Here is an 18,509-nt window from a genome sequence, read left to right as displayed (position 1 = left end):
GAGGAGCGGGGGTTCGGGGGCTGGCCCCCGACGGGGTCTGGGGCGGAGCCCCAGGGGATGGGACGGGTAGGGGCGGCGGGGGCGAAAACAGCCCACCGGCCAACTTCGGCCACATCCCCACCCCCCGGAAGAATCCCCACCACTTCTCTTGCAATCCCGAGCTGCCCGCGCATCAATGGACCGCAGCTCTTCCGACGGACCGTCAGATTCGTCGCCGCGCAGCGTGCCGCACACCGCTCGCGGTGTCTGGTCCGTGCGCACGTGAATCCCCACACCGTCGCCGGTCGACGAGCAGAGACCGGCGGCAAGCACACGTACCCGCACGACGGCGCGCCCGTCGGCCATCCCCACATGGCAATTCCCGTACAAGGGAAGGGAAACCAATGAGATGTAAGCGACTCGGACTCGGTGCGGCGTTAGCCGCCGGCACCCTCGCGGTGACGGGCCTGGCCTTCGCGCCCACCGCCGCGGCAGTCGTCCCCCAGACGGCGACCATCCAGGCGACCTGCAGCATCGGCGGCTCCGGCGAGGCCACCCTCACGGCCACCCAGAGCGGCACCACCGCGACCATCACGCTCAGCGCCTCCGAGATCACCGCCCCGATAGCCATCGCCGAGGACTCGATCAACTCCACGCTCACGATGGTGAAGGCGAGCGGCGGCACCACGGCCTTCACCGGCACTGAGAATCCCGCGATGGCAGCCGGTGACGGCGTCAGCGTAGGCCCCCTGACCGGCACCGTGGCTGCCGGTGACAGCCTGGAGGCGAACGGCGGCTCCCTGCAGATGCAGGTCTTCGGGATCACGATCACCTGTACGGCGAACGGCCCGCAGTCCCCGGGTCCGTTCGTGTTCGAGTAAGTCCGGTACGAGTAAGCACCCGTGTGTGAGGACCGGTGCCGCCCGCGCGCAGCGGCACCGGTCCTTGTGGTGTCCGGAGCTCAAAAGCCCTGTGGAGCAAGGAAGTCGACAGAAACTGATGACCCATCAGTTCAGTTTCGACGACTCCATTGACTTTTCACACAACCCGCACATCAATGGCCCCCTGTCGGCGCAGAAGAACGCGGAAGAGCCGCTGCGCCCGCATCATCAGGAGGGCAACCATGGGCTCAGAAACCCGAAGACGTCGCCGCTGGGCGGCACTTCTCGGAGCGACCGCACTCGCGGTCACCGCGGGAGGCGCACTCGCCTGCCCCGCGAGCGCGGAGCCGCAGCAGGTCGACTTCGCCACGCACTGCGTCCCGCCGCCCATCGCGGGCATCCCCCCGATCGACGGCACGACCACCGCCCGGATCACGGTGGACAACCCCGCGCCCAAGGTCGGCGACACGGTCACCGTCACGTACACGGTGGTCAAGCCCGCCGCGAGCAACCCGGTCGACCTCGCCCTGCCCGCCGACATCATGACGCCCACCGGCAAGGTCGCCCTCGGCGGCGCGCAGACCGGTGACATCACGGTCGCGGGACCGAAGAAGAACGACCCGGTGCCGGGGAAGGGCGCCTTCCCGCCGTTCTCGATGACCGGCACCTTCACGGTCACCGCACCTGGCGCGATCACCCTCTCGCCCGGCGACTACAACATCCACACCAGCTACATCATGGAGCTGGACACCCCGTGCACGGTCACCAACCCGCCCGCCCCCGTCTCCGAGACGATCACCGCCACGGATGGCGGCGGACAGACCAACAACCGTGCCATCACGCTCGGTTCGGCCTCCGGGAAGCCCGGTGACAGCGTCACCGTCACCGGTACCGACTTCAGCCCCGGTGCCTCCGTCACCCTCGCCGGACGGGCCGGAGCCACCGAGACCGCCGACAAGGCCACCGCCACCGCGGACGCGCAAGGCTCCTTCAGCGGCAGCCTGGCCGTCAGCGACAAAGCGACGACCGGTGTCGTCGCGTACGAGGGGAGCGCATGGAGCGCGGAGAAGGGCGCCGGTCCCGCCGCCTACGTCGTCATCGACGACACACCGCTTCCCGCCGACAGCCAGAAGCTCAACTCCTCGGTCAAGGCCGGGACGTTGTCCATGACCCAGGCCGGCGACACCGTCGAACTCGCGGCGGTCGACTACGGCAAGGGCGGCTTCTCGCGCGGCTCCCTGCAGACGGTGACCGTCAAGGACTTCCGCGGCGGACCCGCGGGCTGGTCCCTGACCGGCAAGGTCACCGACTTCACCGGTCCCGGCGGGGCGAAGATCGACGCCGCCAAGCTGGGCTGGACCCCGGTCTGCACCACCAAGGCCGGCAGCCCGAGCACCTGCCAGGCCGGTTCGCCCGGCTCGGTCGGCAGTGCGGGAGCGACCCTGGCGTCCGCCCCCAACGGCACGCTCACCGGTGGTGAGTTCACCGTCGACGCCCGGCTCTCGCTGAACGTCCCGGCGTTCACCCCGCCCGGTGCGTACTCCGGCGTGCTGACGCTCACGCTCACCTGAGCATCACCTGACCGACACCTGAGCATCCGTCAGCAGGGCCGTCTCATCGGTGGGTCGGGCGCGCACCCGCCCGCCCACCACGTCCGACTCGCCTCCGGGGGTCCGCACCCATGCGCAAGCCGTCCGCCCGCCACCTGTTCCTCGTGTTCCTCTCGTGTCTCCCGCTCGCCCTGCTCACCTGCGTCGCCACGCCCGCGTACGGCGCCGACAACGGCAGCTGGTCCGTCTATCCGGTCTCGAGCGACCTCGCCTCACGGCCGTACTTCCATCTCTCCGCCGACCCGGGCACGACCCTCGAGGACAAGGTCACCGTCACGAACAAGACCGGACGGCCGCTCGCCTTCCGGCTGTACGCGGCCGACGCGTACAACACCGAGCGGGACGGCGGGTTCGCGGTGCGCACGCGGCAGGAGAAGCAGCGGGGCGTGGGGGCGTGGGCGAAGCCCGCGAAGTCCCGGGTGACCGTTCCCGCGCACGGCTCGGTCACCGTGCCGTTCACGATCCGAGTGCCCGAGCAGGCCGAACCCGGCGACCATCCGGGCGCGCTGGTCGCGCTCGACGAGCGGATCGACGAGGGGGAGGGGGCCGTCGAACTCGGCGTGCAGCGGGCCGTCGGCGCCCGGATCTACCTGCGGGTCGGCGGGCCGACCGTGCCCGCCATCGCCGTCGAGCAGGTCCGCGTCACCCACCACCAGCCCCTGGTCCCCGGCACGGGCGACAGCACGGCCACCGTCTCGTACACCCTCCACAACACCGGCAATGTCACCCTCAACCCCAAGGTGGAGCTGAAGGCGGAGGGCCTCTTCGGCCGTACGCTGCTCTCCCGCGACCTGGCGAAGATCCCCTCGGAGCTGCTGCCCGGCCAGCGCGTACGGCTCAGCGAACCGTGGCGCGGGGCGCCCCGACTCGACTGGGGAGACGTGACGTTGACGGCCAGCGCGCAGGACACCCGCGAGTCGGCGAGCACGTCGTTCTTCGCGCTGCCGTGGCTGGTCGCGGTGGTGCTGGGGGCGGGGATCGCGGGAGCGGTGGTGGTGATCAGAGTGCGTCGGGTCCGCGCTCACCCGTCCGTACCCGCACCACCGTCTCCACCGGCACGACCCACACCTTCCCGTCGCCGATCTTCCCCGTCTGCGCGGCCTTCACGATCGCCTCGATGACGGTGTCGGCGGCCGCGTCCTCGACGACGACCTCGATACGGACCTTCGGGACCAGGTCGACCCGGTACTCGGCGCCGCGGTACACCTCCGTGTGGCCGCGCTGGCGCCCGTACCCGCTGGCCTCCGTGACGGTCAGCCCGTGCACGCCGATTTCCTGGAGGGCGGTCTTGACCTCGTCGAGTCGGTGCGGCTTGACGATCGCGGTGATGAGTTTCATGCCTGGTCTTGACCTTCTGAGCGGTGCGGACGAGGGACGAGGAGACCGGGGCGCCGTGGCCCGGGTCCTCGTGATCGTAAGCCGTCCCGGCGTGCACCGTAAGGTCCCGTGGGATTCGCGTGCGGCGGGGCTCCGATGATCAGGGACAATGGGCGTCATGAGCGTTCGTACCCAGTCATCCGAGCCGCCGGAATCCTCGGGGGCACCCCATCGCGCGGGCTTCGCCTGCTTCGTGGGCCGCCCCAACGCGGGCAAGTCCACCCTTACGAACGCTCTGGTCGGCCAGAAGGTGGCGATCACCGCCAACCAGCCGCAGACGACCAGGCACACGGTACGGGGCATCGTGCATCGGCCGGACGCCCAGCTGATCCTGGTGGACACCCCGGGGCTGCACAAGCCGCGCACCCTGCTGGGCGAGCGGCTGAACGACATCGTTCGGACGACGTGGGCCGAGGTCGACGTGATCGGGTTCTGCCTGCCCGCGAACGAGAAGCTCGGGCCCGGTGACCGCTTCATCGCGAAGGAACTGGCGTCCATCAAGAAGACGCCGAAGATCGCGATCGTCACGAAGACCGACCTCGTGGACAGCAAGACGCTTGCCGAGCAGCTCATCGCCATCGATCAGCTCGGCAAGGAGCTCGGGTTCGAGTGGGCCGAGATCGTGCCGGTGTCCGCGGTCGGCGACAAGCAGGTGGATCTGCTGGCCGACCTGATCGTCCCGCTGCTGCCGGAGGGGCCCGCGCTCTACCCCGAGGGCGACCTCACGGACGAGCCCGAGCAGGTCATGGTGGCCGAGCTGATCCGGGAGGCCGCGCTGGAGGGGGTGCGGGACGAGTTGCCCCACTCCATCGCCGTCGTCGTCGAGGAGATGCTTCCTCGCGAGGACCGGCCGGCCGACAAGCCTCTCCTCGACATCCATGCCTTCGTCTACATCGAGCGGCCCAGCCAGAAGGGCATCATCATCGGGCCCAAGGGCAAGCGGCTGAAAGAGGTCGGCATCAAGTCGCGCAAGCAGATCGAGGCGCTGTTGGGCACGCCGGTGTTCCTGGACCTTCATGTGAAGGTCGCGAAGGACTGGCAGCGCGATCCCCGACAGCTGCGCAAGCTGGGATTCTGACGGCGAGGGCTGCGCCCCCGCTGAAGATCAGCCCCTCCGGCGTTTGAGGAGCGGGGGTTCGGGGGCCGGCCCCCGACGGGGTCTGGGGCGGAGCCCCAGGGGACGGGAATGGGTAAGGGCGGCGGGGGCGAGAACCCCCTCCCTCAGCGGGGCGACAGATCCTGGAGCCCCACCACGCGTAGGAGCTGAAGCCGTTCGTACGCCTCCGTGCCGGGGCGCGCGCTGTGCACGAGCAGCATCTGTTTCTCGCCCGAGACCAGCATGATCTCGCAGTCGAGCTCCAGCAGCCCGACGAGCGGATGCAGGAAGCGTTTCGTCGACGCCCGCCGCACCGCGACCTCGTGCGTCTCCCACAACCGCTCGAACTCCTCACTGGACGCCCGGAGTTCGGCCACCAGTTTCGTCACGGCGGAGTCGTCGGGGCGCGCCGCCGTCACCGAGCGCAGATGGGCCACGTGGGAGCGGGCGAGGCCCGCGTGGTCCTCGGCAGGGAACAGCTCGCGGGCGCCGGGGTCCGTGAAGAAGCGGCGTACGACGTTGTCGCCGTGCGCCTCGCCCACCAGCGCCACGGCCATCGTGTTCTGGGCGAGCACGTCGCCGTGGTCGCTCATCACCTGCGCGGGCACGTCGTGCAGCCGGTCGAGGACGAGCAGCAGACCCGGGCGTACGTGGCCGGAGGTACCGCCGGAGCGGGGCGGCTCCTCGCCGGTCAGATGGAAGAGGTGGTCGCGCTCGTCGTCGGTGAGCCGCAGCGCCCGGGCCAGCGCGGCCAGCATCTGACGGGACGGGCGCGGGCCGCGCGACTGCTCGAGGCGCGTGTAGTAGTCGACCGACATGCCCGCGAGCGCCGCCACCTCCTCGCGGCGCAGGCCCGGCGTACGGCGTCGGGGGCCGGCCGTCAGGCCCACGTCGGAGGGCTCCAGGCGGGCGCGGCTGCGGCGCAGGAAATCGGCGAGGCCGGGTCGGTCCATGCCTCCAGGTCGGTCCATGCCTCCAGCGTGCGGCCTCGCTCCACAGTTATCCAGGGACTGCTGATCCCCTGATCGGGAGGTCTCTCCCGCCGGGCGCCGCCCCGTCCCACGCTGGCCGTACGAGAGCGGTTACGAGGGTGACGAGCGAGGAGCGGACGATGCTGACACTGGTGACGGGTGCGACGGGCGAGGTCGGGCGGCGGTTCGTGCCCCGGCTGCTGGCGCGGGCGGCGGGGGAGTCCGCCCGGCCCGGGGATCAGGTGCGGGTCCTGGTCCGGGACGAGGCGCGGGCCGACCGCCTCGCCGACCTGGGCGCGCAGGTGGTGGTCGGCGATCTGCGGGACGCCGAGACGCTGGGCAAGGCGCTCGCCGGGGCCGACTCGGTGGTGAACGTCGCGGCGGCGTTCCGAGGCGTACCGGACGAGGAGGCCTGGGCCGTCAACCGGGACGCGGCGCTCGAGCTGGGGCACGCGGCCGTCGTCTCCGGCGTACGGCGGTTCGTGCAGGTCAGCACGAACCTCGTGTACGGCACCGGACGGGGGCGTCCGCACACGGAGACCGACCCGACCGTGCCCGGCGGGCTCTTGTGGGGCGCGTACCCCGAGTCGAAGGCCGAGGCCGAGCGGGGGCTGCTGGCCCTGGAGGATCTGGACGTACGCGTCGGGCGCCTCGCCTTCGTCTACGGCGACGGTGACGCGCACCTCGCCCAGGCGATGCGGTGGGCGGGGAACTGGGCCGCGACGCAGCGGTTGCAGATGGTGCACCACGCGGATGTGGCGCAGGGGCTGCTCCGGCTGCTGTACGCCTCGGGGGCCGACGGGCGGATCTACAACATCGCCGACGACGCACCCGTGATGACGGTCGAGCTGCACTGGCTGAACGGGCTCGACGTTCCCGAGGAGCTGCAGGGGCGCGAGGACGCGGATCCCTGGCTCGGCATCGTCTCCACGGAGCGGATCCGGCGGGAGCTGGGGTTCCGGCCGCTGTATCCGAGCGTGTGGACGGCCCGGGACGCGGGCGTCCTCTGACCGAGGACGGAGTACGAAGTGGCGGGGCGGACGGGCGGACGGACTGACGGGGTACGGAGTCAGTCCACTCCCTTGATCCGGCCCACCAGCACCGCCCCCGCCAGGCCGATCACCGCCGCCACCCCGTACAGCACCCGGTAGCCGCCCAGGTACGTGACGATCGGGGCGGCCAGGGCGGGGGCGGCGACCTGGGGGATGGCGTTGGCCGCGTTGATGACGCCCAGGTCCTTGCCGCGGTCGAGGGCCTTCGGGAGGACGTCGGTCATCAGGGCGAAGTCGACCGAGGCGAAGACGCCGAAGCCGAGACCGAGGAGCGCCGCCGCGACGATGGTGCCGGGCCAGGTCGGCCAGACCGCGATCACTCCCGCCGCGATCGCCATGACGATGCCGGACCAGGTCACGAACGGTTTGCGGCGTCCCACCCGGTCCGACCACACCCCCGCGACCACGACCGTCGCGAGGAGCATCACCGCGTTCACCGCCGTCAGGATCAGGACGCCCCGCTCGGGGTCGGGGTGGTGCAGTCGGTCCCTCAGGTAGTAGAGGAGGTAGAGGACTCCGAGGCTGTTGCTCAGGTTGACCAGGAAGCGCGTCAGCCAGGCCCAGCCGAAGTCCGGATGGCGGCGCGGGCTCAGCCAGAAGCAGCCCAGGAAGGCGCGCCAGGACCAGGGCGGGCGGGCCTCCGGGGGCAGTCGTATGTCCCGGTGGCGGAGTACGTACGGCAGCACGCCCAGCAGCGTGAACGCCGCGCATGCCGCATACCCCGCCGTGACGCCTCCGGCCAGCGTCGCCAGGCCCGTTCCGCCGACCACGCCGAGGATCTGCGCGGCTCCCAACCAGCCGCCCACGGAACCCCGTTGGAGCCGCGGCACCCGGTCCGGCACCGCCGCGGTGACCGCCGCCCAGGCCGCGTTGAGGGTCAGTTGCGCCAGACACCAGCCCAGCGCCATGGTCCATGGACCACCCGCGGCCCCGAGGAGCAGCAGCGACAGCGCGCCGCCCGCCGCACCCGCCACGATCCACGGCGTACGGCGGCCCCAGCGGGCCGTCGTACGGTCGGACAGCGCGCCGAAGAACGGGTTCGCCAGCAGCGACACCACCGCGCCCACGCCCGTCACCCACGCCAGCAGCGTCTCCTTCGACATGCCCGTGCCGGGCGCGAAGTTCTCCGCCTGGGAGGCGAGCAGGATCTGCAACGGGCCGTACCAGCCCACCCAGATCGCCCAGTTGGCGAGCGAGAGAGACGTCGTCCAGCTCCGGCCCACCCGCTCGACGGGCTCGGCGAGCGCATCGGCCGACGAAGGCCCGTCCTGCGGCGGTGCCGTCACCTCTGCGCCCGCAACACGTCCCTCAGCCAGCCGTACGACGCCTTCGGGGTCCGCTCCAGCCCCGCGCCGTCCTCGAAGTTCACGTGCACGAGGCCGAAGCGGCGCGCGTACCCTTCCGCCCACTCGAAGTTGTCGAGCAGCGACCACACGAAGTACCCGCGGACATCCACGCCCTGCTCCAACGCCCGGTGCAGCGCCCGCAGATGACCGTCCAGGTACGCGATCCGCTCCTGGTCGTCGAGTCCCTCGTACGAGCAGCCGTTCTCCGTGATGACCACGGGCGGGAGCCGGTCGCCGTACCGCGCGCGGAAGTCCACCAGCAGCTCCGTCAGCCCCTCCGGGACCACCGGCCAGCCGAAGTCCGTGACCGGGTGGCCCTCGATCTCCCTTACGGAGAAGGGGAGTTCGGCGGGCATCGTCAGTCCGCCGAACTCGATCTCCGAGCCCTGGGGCGCGCCCACCTTCGTCGGCGCGTAGTAGTTGATCCCGTACCAGTCGACCGGCTCCGCGATGACCTTCAGGTCGGAGGCGACGTCCTCGGCGTCCCCGGGCATCAACTCGCCGATGCCTTCCGGGTATTGGCCCAGCAGCACCGGGTCCGAGAACAGCCGGTTGAGGAGTACGTCGTAGAAGCCGGCCGCCTCCAGGTCCGCGGGCTCCTGGGACGCCGGCCAGGTCGGGCCGTGCGAGTTGGCGATCCCGATGTCCGTGACTCCGGCCGCGCGCAGGGCCCGTACGGCCAGGCCGTGGGCCAACAGCTGGTGGTGGGCCACCGGCAGCGCGTCGAAGAGGAGCTGCTTGCCGGGCGCGTGCGCGCCCAGCGCGTGGCCCAACAGGGTGTGTTCCGCAGGCTCGTTGAGGGTGATCCACTTGCTGACGCGGTCACCGAGGCGGGCGGCCACGAGGGCGACGTACTCGGCGAACCGCTCGGCCGTGTCCCGGTTCAGCCAGTCGAGGGACACCGGGAGATCCCAGTGGAAGAGGGTCGGCACGGGCCGTATGCCCGCCGCGCACAGTTCGTCGACCAGGCGGTCGTAGAAGTCGAGGCCGCCGGGGGAGTTCACCCGCGGCCAGGAGATCGAGAAGCGGTACGCGTCCACGCCGAGGTCGCGCAGGAGTGCGACGTCCTCGGGGTAGCGGTGGTAGTGGTCGCAGGCCACGGCGGCCGTCGAGCCGTCCTTCACCCGGCCCGGTTCGGCCGTGAAGGCGTCCCAGACCGATGGGTCGCGCTCGTCCGCGGCGCCCTCGATCTGGTGGGCCGAGGTCGAGACTCCCCAGAGGAAGCCGTCCGGGAACTGGGGTATCGGGTTCGTCGCCATGCGCGCGATCATCCGTACCGGGGGTAACCGAAGTCAACGGGCTGGTGTGAACTAGGAGTTACGGCTTCCGACCGGGCGCCCAGGGGGAGGGGTTGTGCTGTGATCGCGCGACTGCCGGCCGTCTGTGGCTGGTCGCGCAGTTCCCCGCGCCCCTAGAGGGCGCTACGCGCCCTCCTTCAGGACCCTTGAGATCAGTTTGCGTTGCTCCTCCGTCAAGCGGGGGTCCGCGCAGTACACCGTTTTGTCGTTCACGGTGATCTGGTAGCTGAAGCCGTCCGGAACCCCGATGGGGGGCGTGCCCCGGCCGGACGCGATCGCGCGTTCGGCCAGGGTGTGCCACTCCTGGGCGTCGGCGCGGCCCGAGGTCTCCACCTCGGCGTGCCGGTCGATGCCCGCGAATCCGCCCGTGCGCCTCACCTGAATACGCATGGTTCCTGTCTAGTACGAAAGGGAGGCCGGGGCCACTTCACAGGGTCCGTACGCCGACCTGTTCCCAGCCCTTCGTGACGGCCTGCAGCTCCTCGCCCTCGCCGTACGAGGCGCGCGCCTTCGCCACGGTCAGCGTCGCGAAGTCCGTGAAGTTCGCCTTCGAGCCCAGCTCGCCGCCGGTCAGCACGTCGTACCAGATCCGCCCGGCCCGCTCCCACGCGTGCCCGCCGAGCGCGGTCGCGACCAGGTAGAAGGCGTGGTTGGGGATGCCGGAGTTGATGTGGACGCCGCCGTTGTCCCGGCCCGTCTGCACATAGTCGTCCATCGTGGCGGGCTGCGGGTCCTTGCCGAGCACGTCGTCGTCGTACGCGCTGCCCGGCTCCTTCATCGAGCGCAGCGCCTTGCCGGTGACGCGCGGCGCGAGCAGGCCCGCGCCGATCAGCCAGTCGGCCTCGGCGGCGGTCTGGCCGAGCGTGTACTGCTTGATGAGCGAGCCGAAGACGTCCGAGAAGTGCTCGTTCAGCGCGCCCGGCTGCCCGAAGTACGTGAGGTTCGCCGTGTACTGCGTGACGCCGTGCGCGAGCTCGTGGCCGATGACGTCGACCGGGATGGTGAAGTCGAGGAAGATCTCGCCGTCACCGTCGCCGAAGACCATCTGCTCGCCGTTCCAGAAGGCGTTGTTGTAGTCCTCGCCGAAGTGCACGGTCGCGTTCAGCGGCAGCCCCTCGCCGTTGATCGAGTTCCGCTCGTACGCCTTCAGGAACAGGTCGAAGGTCGCGCCGAGACCGGCGTACGCGCGGTTGACCGTGGCGTCCTTGCCGGGCTTGTCTCCCTCGCCGCGCACCTTCTTGCCGGGCAGGTCCTGCTTGTGCTTGGCGTCGTGGATCGTGCGGTTCGGCTGGTCCCCGGCGGCGGCCTTCGGCGGGGCGAGGGTGGGGGCGCCCAGGACTGTGGTCAGGCGGCGGTGGGTGCGCTCGAAGGCGTCGTGCTCCAGCGTGCGGCGCGCCTTGCCGGCGAGGGCGGGGTCCTCGGACTGGGCCAGGGTGTCGAGGACGTGAGGCGGAACGATGGTGCAGAAGACGGGCTCGAAGCCCCCGTTGGTCGTCATGCCCGGCACCATTGCACTGTGTGACTTGGCTGTCACTAGGGGCAACCATGATTGGTGAAATGCGGGGATGTGGGCGCCGTAGGGGTGGTCGCTGTGCTAATCGCCGCAGGCCGTCCGTGGTTGCTCGCGCCCACGCGGCGGAGCCGCAAAATGTCACAGTCCCGCGCCCCTGAAGGGGCGCGCCAATGCGGCCCCGTGTGACCTTGTGCACCTTTTGTTACGGATTTCGCCGCAGTCCCGCATACTGATACGGCACCCCGCACTGAGCGTGACTGGGCTAGCATGCGGGGCATCATGCGTTTTGGGATGCTCCTCCTTAGCTGCCGCGGTGAGGGCCTGTAGTCGAGGCCGACCCCCTCCCCGCGGAGTCTGGCGTTGCGCCGTCGGCCGTCCTTCCGGACACCACGAGGAGCCCTCGCATCATGGCGAACCGCCAGCAGCCCACCTCCATGCCGATCCACAAGTACCGCCCGTACGAGCAGGTCGACATCGCCGACCGGACGTGGCCGGACAACCGGATCACCGTCGCCCCCCGCTGGCTCTCCACCGACCTGCGTGACGGGAACCAGGCCCTGATCGACCCCATGTCGCCCGCGCGCAAGCGCGAGATGTTCGACCTGCTGGTGAAGATGGGCTACAAGGAGATCGAGGTCGGCTTCCCGGCCTCCGGTCAGACCGACTTCGACTTCGTGCGCTCGATCATCGAGGAAGAGGGCGCGATCCCCGACGACGTCACGATCTCCGTACTGACCCAGGCCCGCGAGGACCTGATCGAGCGGACCGTGGAGTCTCTGAAGGGCGCCAAGCGCGCGAACGTCCACCTGTACAACGCCACGGCCCCGGTCTTCCGCCGGGTCGTCTTCCGCGGCTCCAAGGACGACATCAAGCAGATCGCCGTGGACGGCACGCGGCTGGTCGTGGAGTACGCCGAGAAGCTGCTCGACGAGCGGACGACCTTCGGTTACCAGTACAGCCCCGAGATCTTCACCGACACCGAGCTGGACTTCGCCCTGGAGGTCTGCGAGGCCGTCATGGACGTCTGGCAGCCTGGTCCGGGCCGCGAGATCATCCTCAACCTGCCCGCCACCGTGGAGCGTTCGACGCCGTCCACGCACGCGGACCGCTTCGAGTGGATGTCGCGCAACCTGTCCCGCCGACAGTACGTCTGCCTGTCCGTCCACCCGCACAACGACCGCGGTACGGCCGTCGCCGCGGCCGAGCTGGCACTGATGGCCGGCGCCGACCGCATCGAGGGCTGTCTGTTCGGGCAGGGCGAGCGCACCGGCAACGTCGACCTGGTCACGCTGGGCATGAACCTGTTCTCGCAGGGTGTCGACCCGCAGATCGACTTCTCGGACATCGACGAGGTCCGGCGCACCGCCGAGTACTGCAACCAGATGGCGGTCCACGCCCGCCACCCGTACGTCGGCGACCTCGTCTACACCTCCTTCTCCGGCTCCCACCAGGACGCCATCAAGAAGGGCTTCGACGCCATGGAGGCCGACGCGGCCGCGAAGGGCGTCACGGTCGACGACATCGAGTGGGCCGTCCCTTACCTGCCGATCGACCCGAAGGACGTCGGCCGCTCGTACGAGGCCGTCATCCGCGTCAACTCGCAGTCCGGCAAGGGCGGTATCGCGTACGTCCTGAAGAACGACCACAAGCTGGACCTGCCGCGCCGGATGCAGATCGAGTTCTCGAAGATCATCCAGGTGAAGACGGACGCCGACGGCGGCGAGGTCACGCCGAAGGACATCTGGGCGATCTTCCAGGACGAGTACCTGCCCAACCCCCAGAACCCCTGGGGCCGTATCCAGGTCCGCAACGGCCAGTCCACGACGGACAAGGACGGCGTGGACACGCTGACCGTCGAGGCCGAGGTGGACGGCGTCGAGACCACCCTGGTCGGCACCGGCAACGGCCCGATCTCCTCGTTCTTCCACGCACTGCAGGGCATCGGCGTCGACGCCCGGCTGCTGGACTACCAGGAGCACACGATGAGCGAGGGCGCCTCCGCGCAGGCCGCCTCGTACATCGAGGTCGCGATCGGCGACAAGGTTCTGTGGGGCATCGGCATCGACGCGAATACGACACGCGCGTCCCTGAAGGCCGTCGTCTCCGCCGTCAACCGCGCCACCCGATAAGACCGTTCACCTGCTGTTTCTCCGGTCCCGTCCGCCACACAGGCGGGCGGGACCGCGGCACTTATCCGGCCATGTCCCGCGGCGGTCTCTACCTGGGTACTGACTCCGCCTCAACAATGTGGCTAACATCACGCCAACGCGGCGATGTTGCCGTGGGGTTACGGAGGTGCGACGTGCTGCCAGGATGGGGACGAAACGGCCGGTTTGTCCGCGTCGGCGCCATGAGTGTTTCGCGCATCCTCGGAACCCGTACGGCGTGGACCACCGTCGGTGACGGAGAGTTCTTCTGCCCCGGCTGCGGAGGCGACCGCAACTACCAGCGCCTCACCGGCCGCCGCCGCTTCACCTGCCTCGGCGTCCCGGTCCTCCCGCGCGGCGAGACGGGGCCCGTCGTCGAGTGCGCCGCCTGCCGCCACCACTTCAGCGCGGACGTCCTCGACCACCCGACCACGACCCGCTTCTCGGCGATGCTCCGCGACGCCGTCCACACCGTCGCCCTCGCCGTCCTCGCCGCCGGCGGCACCTGCGCCCGTACGTCCCTGGAGACCGCCGCGAGCGCCGTCCGCTCGGCCGGCTTCGACGACTGCACCGAGGAACAGCTCGCCGCCCTCGTCGAGGCCCTCGCCGCCGACACCGGCCGCATCCTCGGCGAGCCCTGCGGCCCCGGCCTGGCCATAGAGCTCCACGAGGCCCTGGACCCACTGGCCCCGCACCTCGCCCCCACCGGCCGCGAGGCCATCCTCCTCCAGGGCGCCCGTATCGCCCTGGCCGACGGCCCCTACACCCCCGCCGAACGCGAGACCCTCGCGACGGTCGGCGCGGCCCTGACCATCTGCGCGGACGACGTGACGCGGCTGCTGACAGCGGCCCGCACGCCGTCGTGAGCCTGCCGCGCCGTACGGCCCTCGTACTCCCCAGGGAGTAATCCAGCCCCGTAGTCGCCCCCGGCAGTACCCGCGACCTCGCCCTCCCGCCCGACGAATCGCGCGCCCCGCGCCGGGAGTCTGGTCATGTCCAGACACCCGTTCAAGGGAGGGGGACCCCGACATGGGGCCCGGAAAGACAACCACGCGTACGCGGCGACGAGCCGTGCCATGGGTGCTGCTCGGGCTCTGGGTGGGCCTGCTCGCCTTCGTGAGCCCGTTCGCGTCGAAGCTGTCCGACGTGCAGCACGACCGAGCCGTGGACTATCTGCCGGCGAGTGCGGACTCGACCCAAGTGGCCAAGATCCAGGAGCAGTTGCCGGGCGGCGAGACGACCGAGATCGTGCTCGTCTACCACCGGGACGGCGGGCTCACCGCGGCCGACCGTACGACGGCGCAGCAGCAGGTCGACGAGATCGCCGGCGCGAACCAGCTGACCGGGACACCCCGGGGGGTGCCGTCCGAGGGCGGGACCACCCTGATGTACCCGGTCGCCACCAACGAACCCGGCATCGACGAGGAACTGCGGGACGAGTTCGTCAACGACGTACGCGATGTCGCCCAGGGGGACGGCGGGCTGAGCGTCGACGTGGGCGGCCCGGGAGCGCTGGCCACCGACGCCGGTGAGGTCTACAACTCACTCGACGGCCCGCTGCTCTACACCACCGTCGGCGTGGTCGCCATCCTGCTGATCCTCATCTACCGCAGCCCGCTGCTGTGGCTCGTGCCGCTCGCCGTCGCGGGCGTCGCCAACTACCTCTCGATGAGTGTCGCGTACGGCCTCCACTCCGCGTTCGGCACGACCATCTCCGGCCAGAGCACGGGCATCATGACGATCCTCGTGTTCGGCGCGGGCACCGACTACGCCCTGCTGCTGATCGCCCGCTACCGGGAGGAACTGCGACGCATCGAGCGGCCCTACGACGCGATGCGGGCCGCCCTGCGCGGCTGCGGCCCGGCCGTCCTGGCCTCGTCCGGCACGGTCGCCGCCGGACTGCTGTGCCTGCTCGCCGCCGACCTCAACAGCAGCCGCGGCATGGGTCCGATGGGCACGGTCGGCGTGTTGTGCGCGCTCGTCGCGATGCTGACGCTGCTGCCCGCGCTTCTGGTGCTGTTCGGCCGCCGGGTGTTCTGGCCGCTGGTGCCCGCGTTCGGGAGCCGGCCGAAGGAGCGCCGGTCGCTGTTCGCCGCGATGGGCAGTTCCGCCGGGCGGCGGCCGCTGGCCGTGCTCGGGGGCGGTGTGGTCCTGCTCGGCGCCCTCGCGCTGGGCATGCTGAACCTGCCGGGGACGGTCAAGCAGGAGGACTCCTTCGTCGACAAGCCCGACGCGGTCGTCGCGATGCAGACGCTCGCCGCCGCCTACCCGGAGCGGAGCACCCAGCCGATCAACGTGATCACCCCCAGCGGGCAGGCCGACGCCACGCTGGCGAAGGTCCGAGGCCATGACGGCGTCGCCAGCGCCGAGCGGGGACGCAGCGGAGACGGCTGGACGGAGATCTCCGTCGTCGCGAAGGACGCGCCCCAGTCGGCGGGCGAGACCGCCACGATCGAGTCCCTGCGCTCCGAGCTCAAGGGCTCCTATCTGGGCGGTCCGAGCGCCGAGCAGATCGACCTGAAGGACACCAACTCCAGCGACATGAAGATCGTCGTGCCTCTGGTCCTCGCCTCCGTGCTGCTGATCCTGGTCGCGCTGCTGCGCAGCCTGGTCGCGCCGCTGCTGCTGGTGGTCGCCGTGATCGCGGTGTGGGGCGCGGCGCTCGGCATCGGCGGACTGGTCTTCGGCCCGGTCTTCGGCTTCGAGGGGGTCGATCCGGGGCTCGGACTGCTGTCGTTCGTGTTCCTCGTCGCCCTCGGCGTGGACTACGGCATCTTCCTGATGCACCGGATGAGGGAGGAATCCCTGGCGGGCGCCGAACCGGTGACCGCCGCGCTCACCGCGCTGCGGACGACGGGAGGTGTCATCGCCTCCGCCGGTCTCGTCCTCGCCGCGACCTTCGCGGTCCTGATGAACATGGGCCTGGTGCAGCTGGTCGAGCTGGGCTTCGTGATCTCCGTGGGAGTGCTGCTCGACACCTTCCTCGTACGGACGTACCTGGTGACCAGCGCCGGCGTCGCCCTGCGGCGGAAGGTGTGGTGGCCGGGCCGCCTGTCCCGCGAACCGGAGCCGGATCCTGATGCGCAGGAGCCGCCGCGACAGCCGGAGCCTGTCGCAGTTCCGTAGACACACTCGGGCGTCCCTCCTCTGCCGGAGGGGCGCCCGCCTGACGGAAGATGGAGCAGTGCCGCGTCCCCAATCCCTCATCGAGCGGGCCCTGACCGCCGTCAACCGCCCTCCGGCGGTCCCCTCCCTGCGCAACGACGCGCACCTCGCCGCCGCAGTGGTCGCCCTCACCACCGTCATGGCCCTCTTCATCAAGGACGGGCGCGACCCCGACCTCCTCGGGTGGACGCTGCTGCTCGGCGCGCACGTCCCGCTGATCTGGCGCCGGCGCTACCCCATGACCGCCATGCTGGCCGTGGTGGCCTGCGTCGCCCCGTACCACGCGCTCGACTACACCCACAGCGCCCCCGTCCCGGCGACCCTGCTCGCGCTCTACACCGTCGCCGTCACCGGCAGCGCCCGCCGCACCCTGCTCGTCGGGACCGTCCTCATCGGCACGACCCTCACGGTCAACGCGGTCACCAATCCGGACGGACTCGCCGAGATCATCCGCATCACCGGCTGGCTCATCTCCGTACTGCTCCTCGGCGGCTACATCCGCGTCCACCGCCAGTACCTCGCCTCCGCCCTGGAACGCGCCGAACGCGCCGAACGCACCCGCGAGGAGGAGGCCCGGCGCCGCGTCGCCGAGGAGCGGCTGCGGATGGCCCGGGACCTGCACGACCTGCTCGCGCACAGCATCACGCTGATCGGCGTACAGACGTCCGTCGCGGCCCATGTCCTCGCCGCCGATCCGGAACGCCTCGACCGGAAGGCCGTCGCCCAGGCGCTGGACGACATCGCGGGGACGTGCCGGACGGCTCGGGGGGAGTTGCGTACGACGCTGGAGGTGCTGCGGGCGAGCGATGTGAGCGTGGAGGGCGAGCTGGGGGCGGGGACCGGATCCGGTCCTGGCTCCGGCTGGGGTTCCGGTTCCGGGGACAGCCGTGGTCCCTTGCCCGGGCTCGACGGTCTCGCCGATCTCGCGGAGACGGCCCGGGCCTCCGGGGCGAAGGTCGAGCTGTCCGTTCGCGCGGACGGCGTACCGCCCTCGGTGGGAGCCGCCGCCTACCGGATCGTGCAGGAGGCCCTCACCAACGCCGTACGTCACGGGGGCCGCGACGATCTCACGGTCCGGGTGGGCCTGTGGACCGCGGACGGGGCTCTGCGGGTGAGCGTCTCGGACGACGGGACGGGCTGCACGACGGAGGCGTTCGGTGGCACGCCGGGGTTCGGACTCGTCGGGATGCGCGAGCGGGCCCGTAGCGTGGGCGGCACACTGGACGCCGGACCGGACCCCACCGAGGGCTTCGAGGTGACCGCCGCGCTGCCGCTGCCCCGGGAGGAGGCCCGATGACGATCCGCGTACTGCTCGCCGACGACCAGACCCTCGTACGGGCCTCCTTCGCGATGCTCGTCAAGTCGGCCGGGGACATGGAGGTCGTCGCCGAGGCCGGTACCGGGCGGGAGGCCGTGGAGCTGGCCCGGTCCGCGCGGGCCGATCTCGTCGTGATGGACATCCGGATGCCCGACCTGGACGGGATCGAGGCGACCCGGCTCATCGCCGCCGACGAGGATCTCGCGGGCGTGAAGGTACTCGTCCTGACGACGTACGACACCGACGAGCACATCGTCGAAGCGCTGCGGGCCGGAGCGTCCGGCTTCCTCGTGAAGGACATCAGGCCCGCCGAACTCCTGGACGCCATCCGGACGGTGGCCGCGGGGGAGTCCCTCCTCTCGCCCGGTCCGACCTCGCGGCTCATCGCCCGCTTTCTGCGCGCGCCCGATGCAGCGACGTCCTCGGTGGGCGGGCCGGAGGGACTGTCCGAACGGGAGCGGCAGGTACTCACGCTGGTCGCGCGCGGGCTCAACAACACGGAGGTCGCGGAAGCGTTGGGGCTCAGTCCGCTGACGGCCAAGACTCATGTCAGCCGGATCATGGGGAAGTTGGGGGCGCGGGACCGGGCGCAGCTGGTGATCGTGGCGTATGAGTCGGGGCTTGTGATACCTGGGGCTGTCTGAGTTCGCTCGGGGGCACGGCGTACGGCTCTCAACTCACTGTCGTCGCATGGCTATTGCTCTGTCCCTTGGTGCGCATTAGGTTCACCTGAGTCATCCCACGTCCCATGTCTGC

The 18,509-nt window shown here is 70.7% G+C and carries 15 protein-coding genes and 1 pseudogene; 10 read left to right on the top strand and 6 right to left on the bottom strand.

The annotated features are described in order from the left end of the window. Positions 1-383: 383 nt before the first annotated feature. From GAS53_RS33030 to GAS53_RS33020, 3 genes and pseudogenes are all read left to right on the top strand, one after another. Complete coding sequence (locus GAS53_RS33030) at positions 384-860, top strand: hypothetical protein (RefSeq protein ID WP_151481410.1); 477 nt, start codon at positions 384-386, stop codon at positions 858-860. 242 nt (positions 861-1,102) lie between these two features. Next, positions 1,103-2,431: a WxL domain-containing protein gene (locus GAS53_RS33025; protein WP_151481409.1), complete on the top strand. Its 1,329-nt coding sequence runs from the start codon at positions 1,103-1,105 to the stop codon at positions 2,429-2,431. 110 nt (positions 2,432-2,541) lie between these two features. Beyond that, a pseudogene (locus GAS53_RS33020) lies at positions 2,542-3,573 on the top strand (WxL protein peptidoglycan domain-containing protein); the annotation flags it as partial. Here GAS53_RS33020 and GAS53_RS33015 read toward each other — a convergent pair. Next, positions 3,470-3,808: a P-II family nitrogen regulator gene (locus tag GAS53_RS33015; RefSeq protein WP_151481407.1), complete on the bottom strand. Its 339-nt coding sequence runs from the start codon at positions 3,806-3,808 to the stop codon at positions 3,470-3,472. The pseudogene GAS53_RS33020 and the gene GAS53_RS33015 sit on opposite strands and share 104 nt — an antisense overlap. 157 nt (positions 3,809-3,965) lie before the next feature. Here GAS53_RS33015 and era point away from each other — a divergent pair, with 157 nt between their 5' ends. Next, positions 3,966-4,925 (top strand): GTPase Era, encoded by a 960-nt coding sequence (era, locus tag GAS53_RS33010; RefSeq protein WP_151481406.1) that lies wholly within the window; start codon positions 3,966-3,968, stop codon positions 4,923-4,925. 143 nt (positions 4,926-5,068) lie between these two features. Here era and GAS53_RS33005 read toward each other — a convergent pair whose 3' ends face one another. After that, positions 5,069-5,896 carry a helix-turn-helix transcriptional regulator gene (locus GAS53_RS33005; protein WP_151481432.1) on the bottom strand — a complete coding sequence of 276 codons (828 nt, stop codon included), beginning with the start codon at positions 5,894-5,896 and terminating at the stop codon, positions 5,069-5,071. A 158-nt stretch (positions 5,897-6,054) separates the two neighbouring features. Here GAS53_RS33005 and GAS53_RS33000 point away from each other — a divergent pair, with 158 nt between their 5' ends. Further along, positions 6,055-6,924, top strand: a complete 870-nt coding sequence (locus GAS53_RS33000) for an NAD-dependent epimerase/dehydratase family protein (protein ID WP_151481404.1) — start codon at positions 6,055-6,057, stop codon at positions 6,922-6,924. 59 nt (positions 6,925-6,983) lie between these two features. Here GAS53_RS33000 and GAS53_RS32995 read toward each other — a convergent pair whose 3' ends face one another. From GAS53_RS32995 to GAS53_RS32980, 4 genes are all read right to left on the bottom strand, one after another. After that, a complete protein-coding gene (locus GAS53_RS32995; protein ID WP_151481402.1) occupies positions 6,984-8,252 on the bottom strand; it encodes an MFS transporter in 1,269 nt (422 codons plus the stop codon). After that, complete coding sequence (locus GAS53_RS32990; RefSeq protein WP_404829360.1) at positions 8,249-9,583, bottom strand: GH1 family beta-glucosidase; 1,335 nt, start codon at positions 9,581-9,583, stop codon at positions 8,249-8,251. The genes GAS53_RS32995 and GAS53_RS32990 overlap by 4 nt, the downstream gene beginning before the upstream one ends. A 150-nt stretch (positions 9,584-9,733) precedes the next feature. Next, positions 9,734-10,000: a protealysin inhibitor emfourin gene (locus tag GAS53_RS32985; RefSeq protein ID WP_151481399.1), complete on the bottom strand. Its 267-nt coding sequence runs from the start codon at positions 9,998-10,000 to the stop codon at positions 9,734-9,736. 37 nt (positions 10,001-10,037) lie between these two features. Then, positions 10,038-11,108 (bottom strand): M4 family metallopeptidase, encoded by a 1,071-nt coding sequence (locus GAS53_RS32980; RefSeq protein ID WP_151481397.1) that lies wholly within the window; start codon positions 11,106-11,108, stop codon positions 10,038-10,040. 422 nt (positions 11,109-11,530) lie between these two features. Between GAS53_RS32980 and leuA the strand changes: the two genes are divergently transcribed. The 5 genes from leuA to GAS53_RS32950 all read left to right on the top strand — a co-directional run bounded on the left by leuA (position 11,531) and on the right by GAS53_RS32950 (position 18,397). Beyond that, the gene (leuA, locus tag GAS53_RS32970; RefSeq protein ID WP_151481396.1) at positions 11,531-13,252 is read left to right on the top strand and encodes a 2-isopropylmalate synthase; all 1,722 of its coding nucleotides are present in this window, start codon (positions 11,531-11,533) and stop codon (positions 13,250-13,252) included. A gap of 173 nt (positions 13,253-13,425) precedes the next feature. Further along, positions 13,426-14,136: a TerB family tellurite resistance protein gene (locus tag GAS53_RS32965; protein ID WP_151481394.1), complete on the top strand. Its 711-nt coding sequence runs from the start codon at positions 13,426-13,428 to the stop codon at positions 14,134-14,136. 163 nt (positions 14,137-14,299) lie between these two features. Next, the gene (locus GAS53_RS32960; protein ID WP_192583385.1) at positions 14,300-16,396 is read left to right on the top strand and encodes an MMPL family transporter; all 2,097 of its coding nucleotides are present in this window, start codon (positions 14,300-14,302) and stop codon (positions 16,394-16,396) included. A gap of 58 nt (positions 16,397-16,454) precedes the next feature. Next, positions 16,455-17,732, top strand: a complete 1,278-nt coding sequence (locus GAS53_RS32955) for a sensor histidine kinase (RefSeq protein ID WP_151481392.1) — start codon at positions 16,455-16,457, stop codon at positions 17,730-17,732. Then, the gene (locus tag GAS53_RS32950) at positions 17,729-18,397 is read left to right on the top strand and encodes a response regulator (RefSeq protein WP_151481390.1); all 669 of its coding nucleotides are present in this window, start codon (positions 17,729-17,731) and stop codon (positions 18,395-18,397) included. Before GAS53_RS32955 ends, GAS53_RS32950 begins: the two co-directional genes overlap by 4 nt. Positions 18,398-18,509 lie beyond the last annotated feature (112 nt).

The organism is Streptomyces albicerus (assembly GCF_008905045.1).
In the GTDB taxonomy this organism is placed as follows: domain Bacteria; phylum Actinomycetota; class Actinomycetes; order Streptomycetales; family Streptomycetaceae; genus Streptomyces; species Streptomyces albicerus.
This window is presented reverse-complemented; position numbering and strand designations above follow the sequence as displayed.

Bases quoted from the DNA above. Each gene is read 5' to 3' on its own strand.
- GAS53_RS32990 (WP_404829360.1), bottom strand. From the start codon at position 9,583: ATGATCGCGCGCATGGCGACGAACCCGATACCCCAGTTCCCGGACGGC.
- GAS53_RS33000 (WP_151481404.1), top strand. From the start codon at position 6,055: ATGCTGACACTGGTGACGGGTGCGACGGGCGAGGTCGGGCGGCGGTTC.
- GAS53_RS32950 (WP_151481390.1), top strand. From the start codon at position 17,729: ATGACGATCCGCGTACTGCTCGCCGACGACCAGACCCTCGTACGGGCC.
- leuA (WP_151481396.1), top strand. From the start codon at position 11,531: ATGGCGAACCGCCAGCAGCCCACCTCCATGCCGATCCACAAGTACCGC.
- era (WP_151481406.1), top strand. From the start codon at position 3,966: ATGAGCGTTCGTACCCAGTCATCCGAGCCGCCGGAATCCTCGGGGGCA.
- GAS53_RS33015 (WP_151481407.1), bottom strand. From the start codon at position 3,808: ATGAAACTCATCACCGCGATCGTCAAGCCGCACCGACTCGACGAGGTC.
- GAS53_RS33030 (WP_151481410.1), top strand. From the start codon at position 384: ATGAGATGTAAGCGACTCGGACTCGGTGCGGCGTTAGCCGCCGGCACC.
- GAS53_RS32980 (WP_151481397.1), bottom strand. From the start codon at position 11,108: ATGACGACCAACGGGGGCTTCGAGCCCGTCTTCTGCACCATCGTTCCG.
- GAS53_RS33025 (WP_151481409.1), top strand. From the start codon at position 1,103: ATGGGCTCAGAAACCCGAAGACGTCGCCGCTGGGCGGCACTTCTCGGA.
- GAS53_RS32960 (WP_192583385.1), top strand. From the start codon at position 14,300: ATGGGGCCCGGAAAGACAACCACGCGTACGCGGCGACGAGCCGTGCCA.
- GAS53_RS32985 (WP_151481399.1), bottom strand. From the start codon at position 10,000: ATGCGTATTCAGGTGAGGCGCACGGGCGGATTCGCGGGCATCGACCGG.
- GAS53_RS33005 (WP_151481432.1), bottom strand. From the start codon at position 5,896: ATGGACCGACCCGGCCTCGCCGATTTCCTGCGCCGCAGCCGCGCCCGC.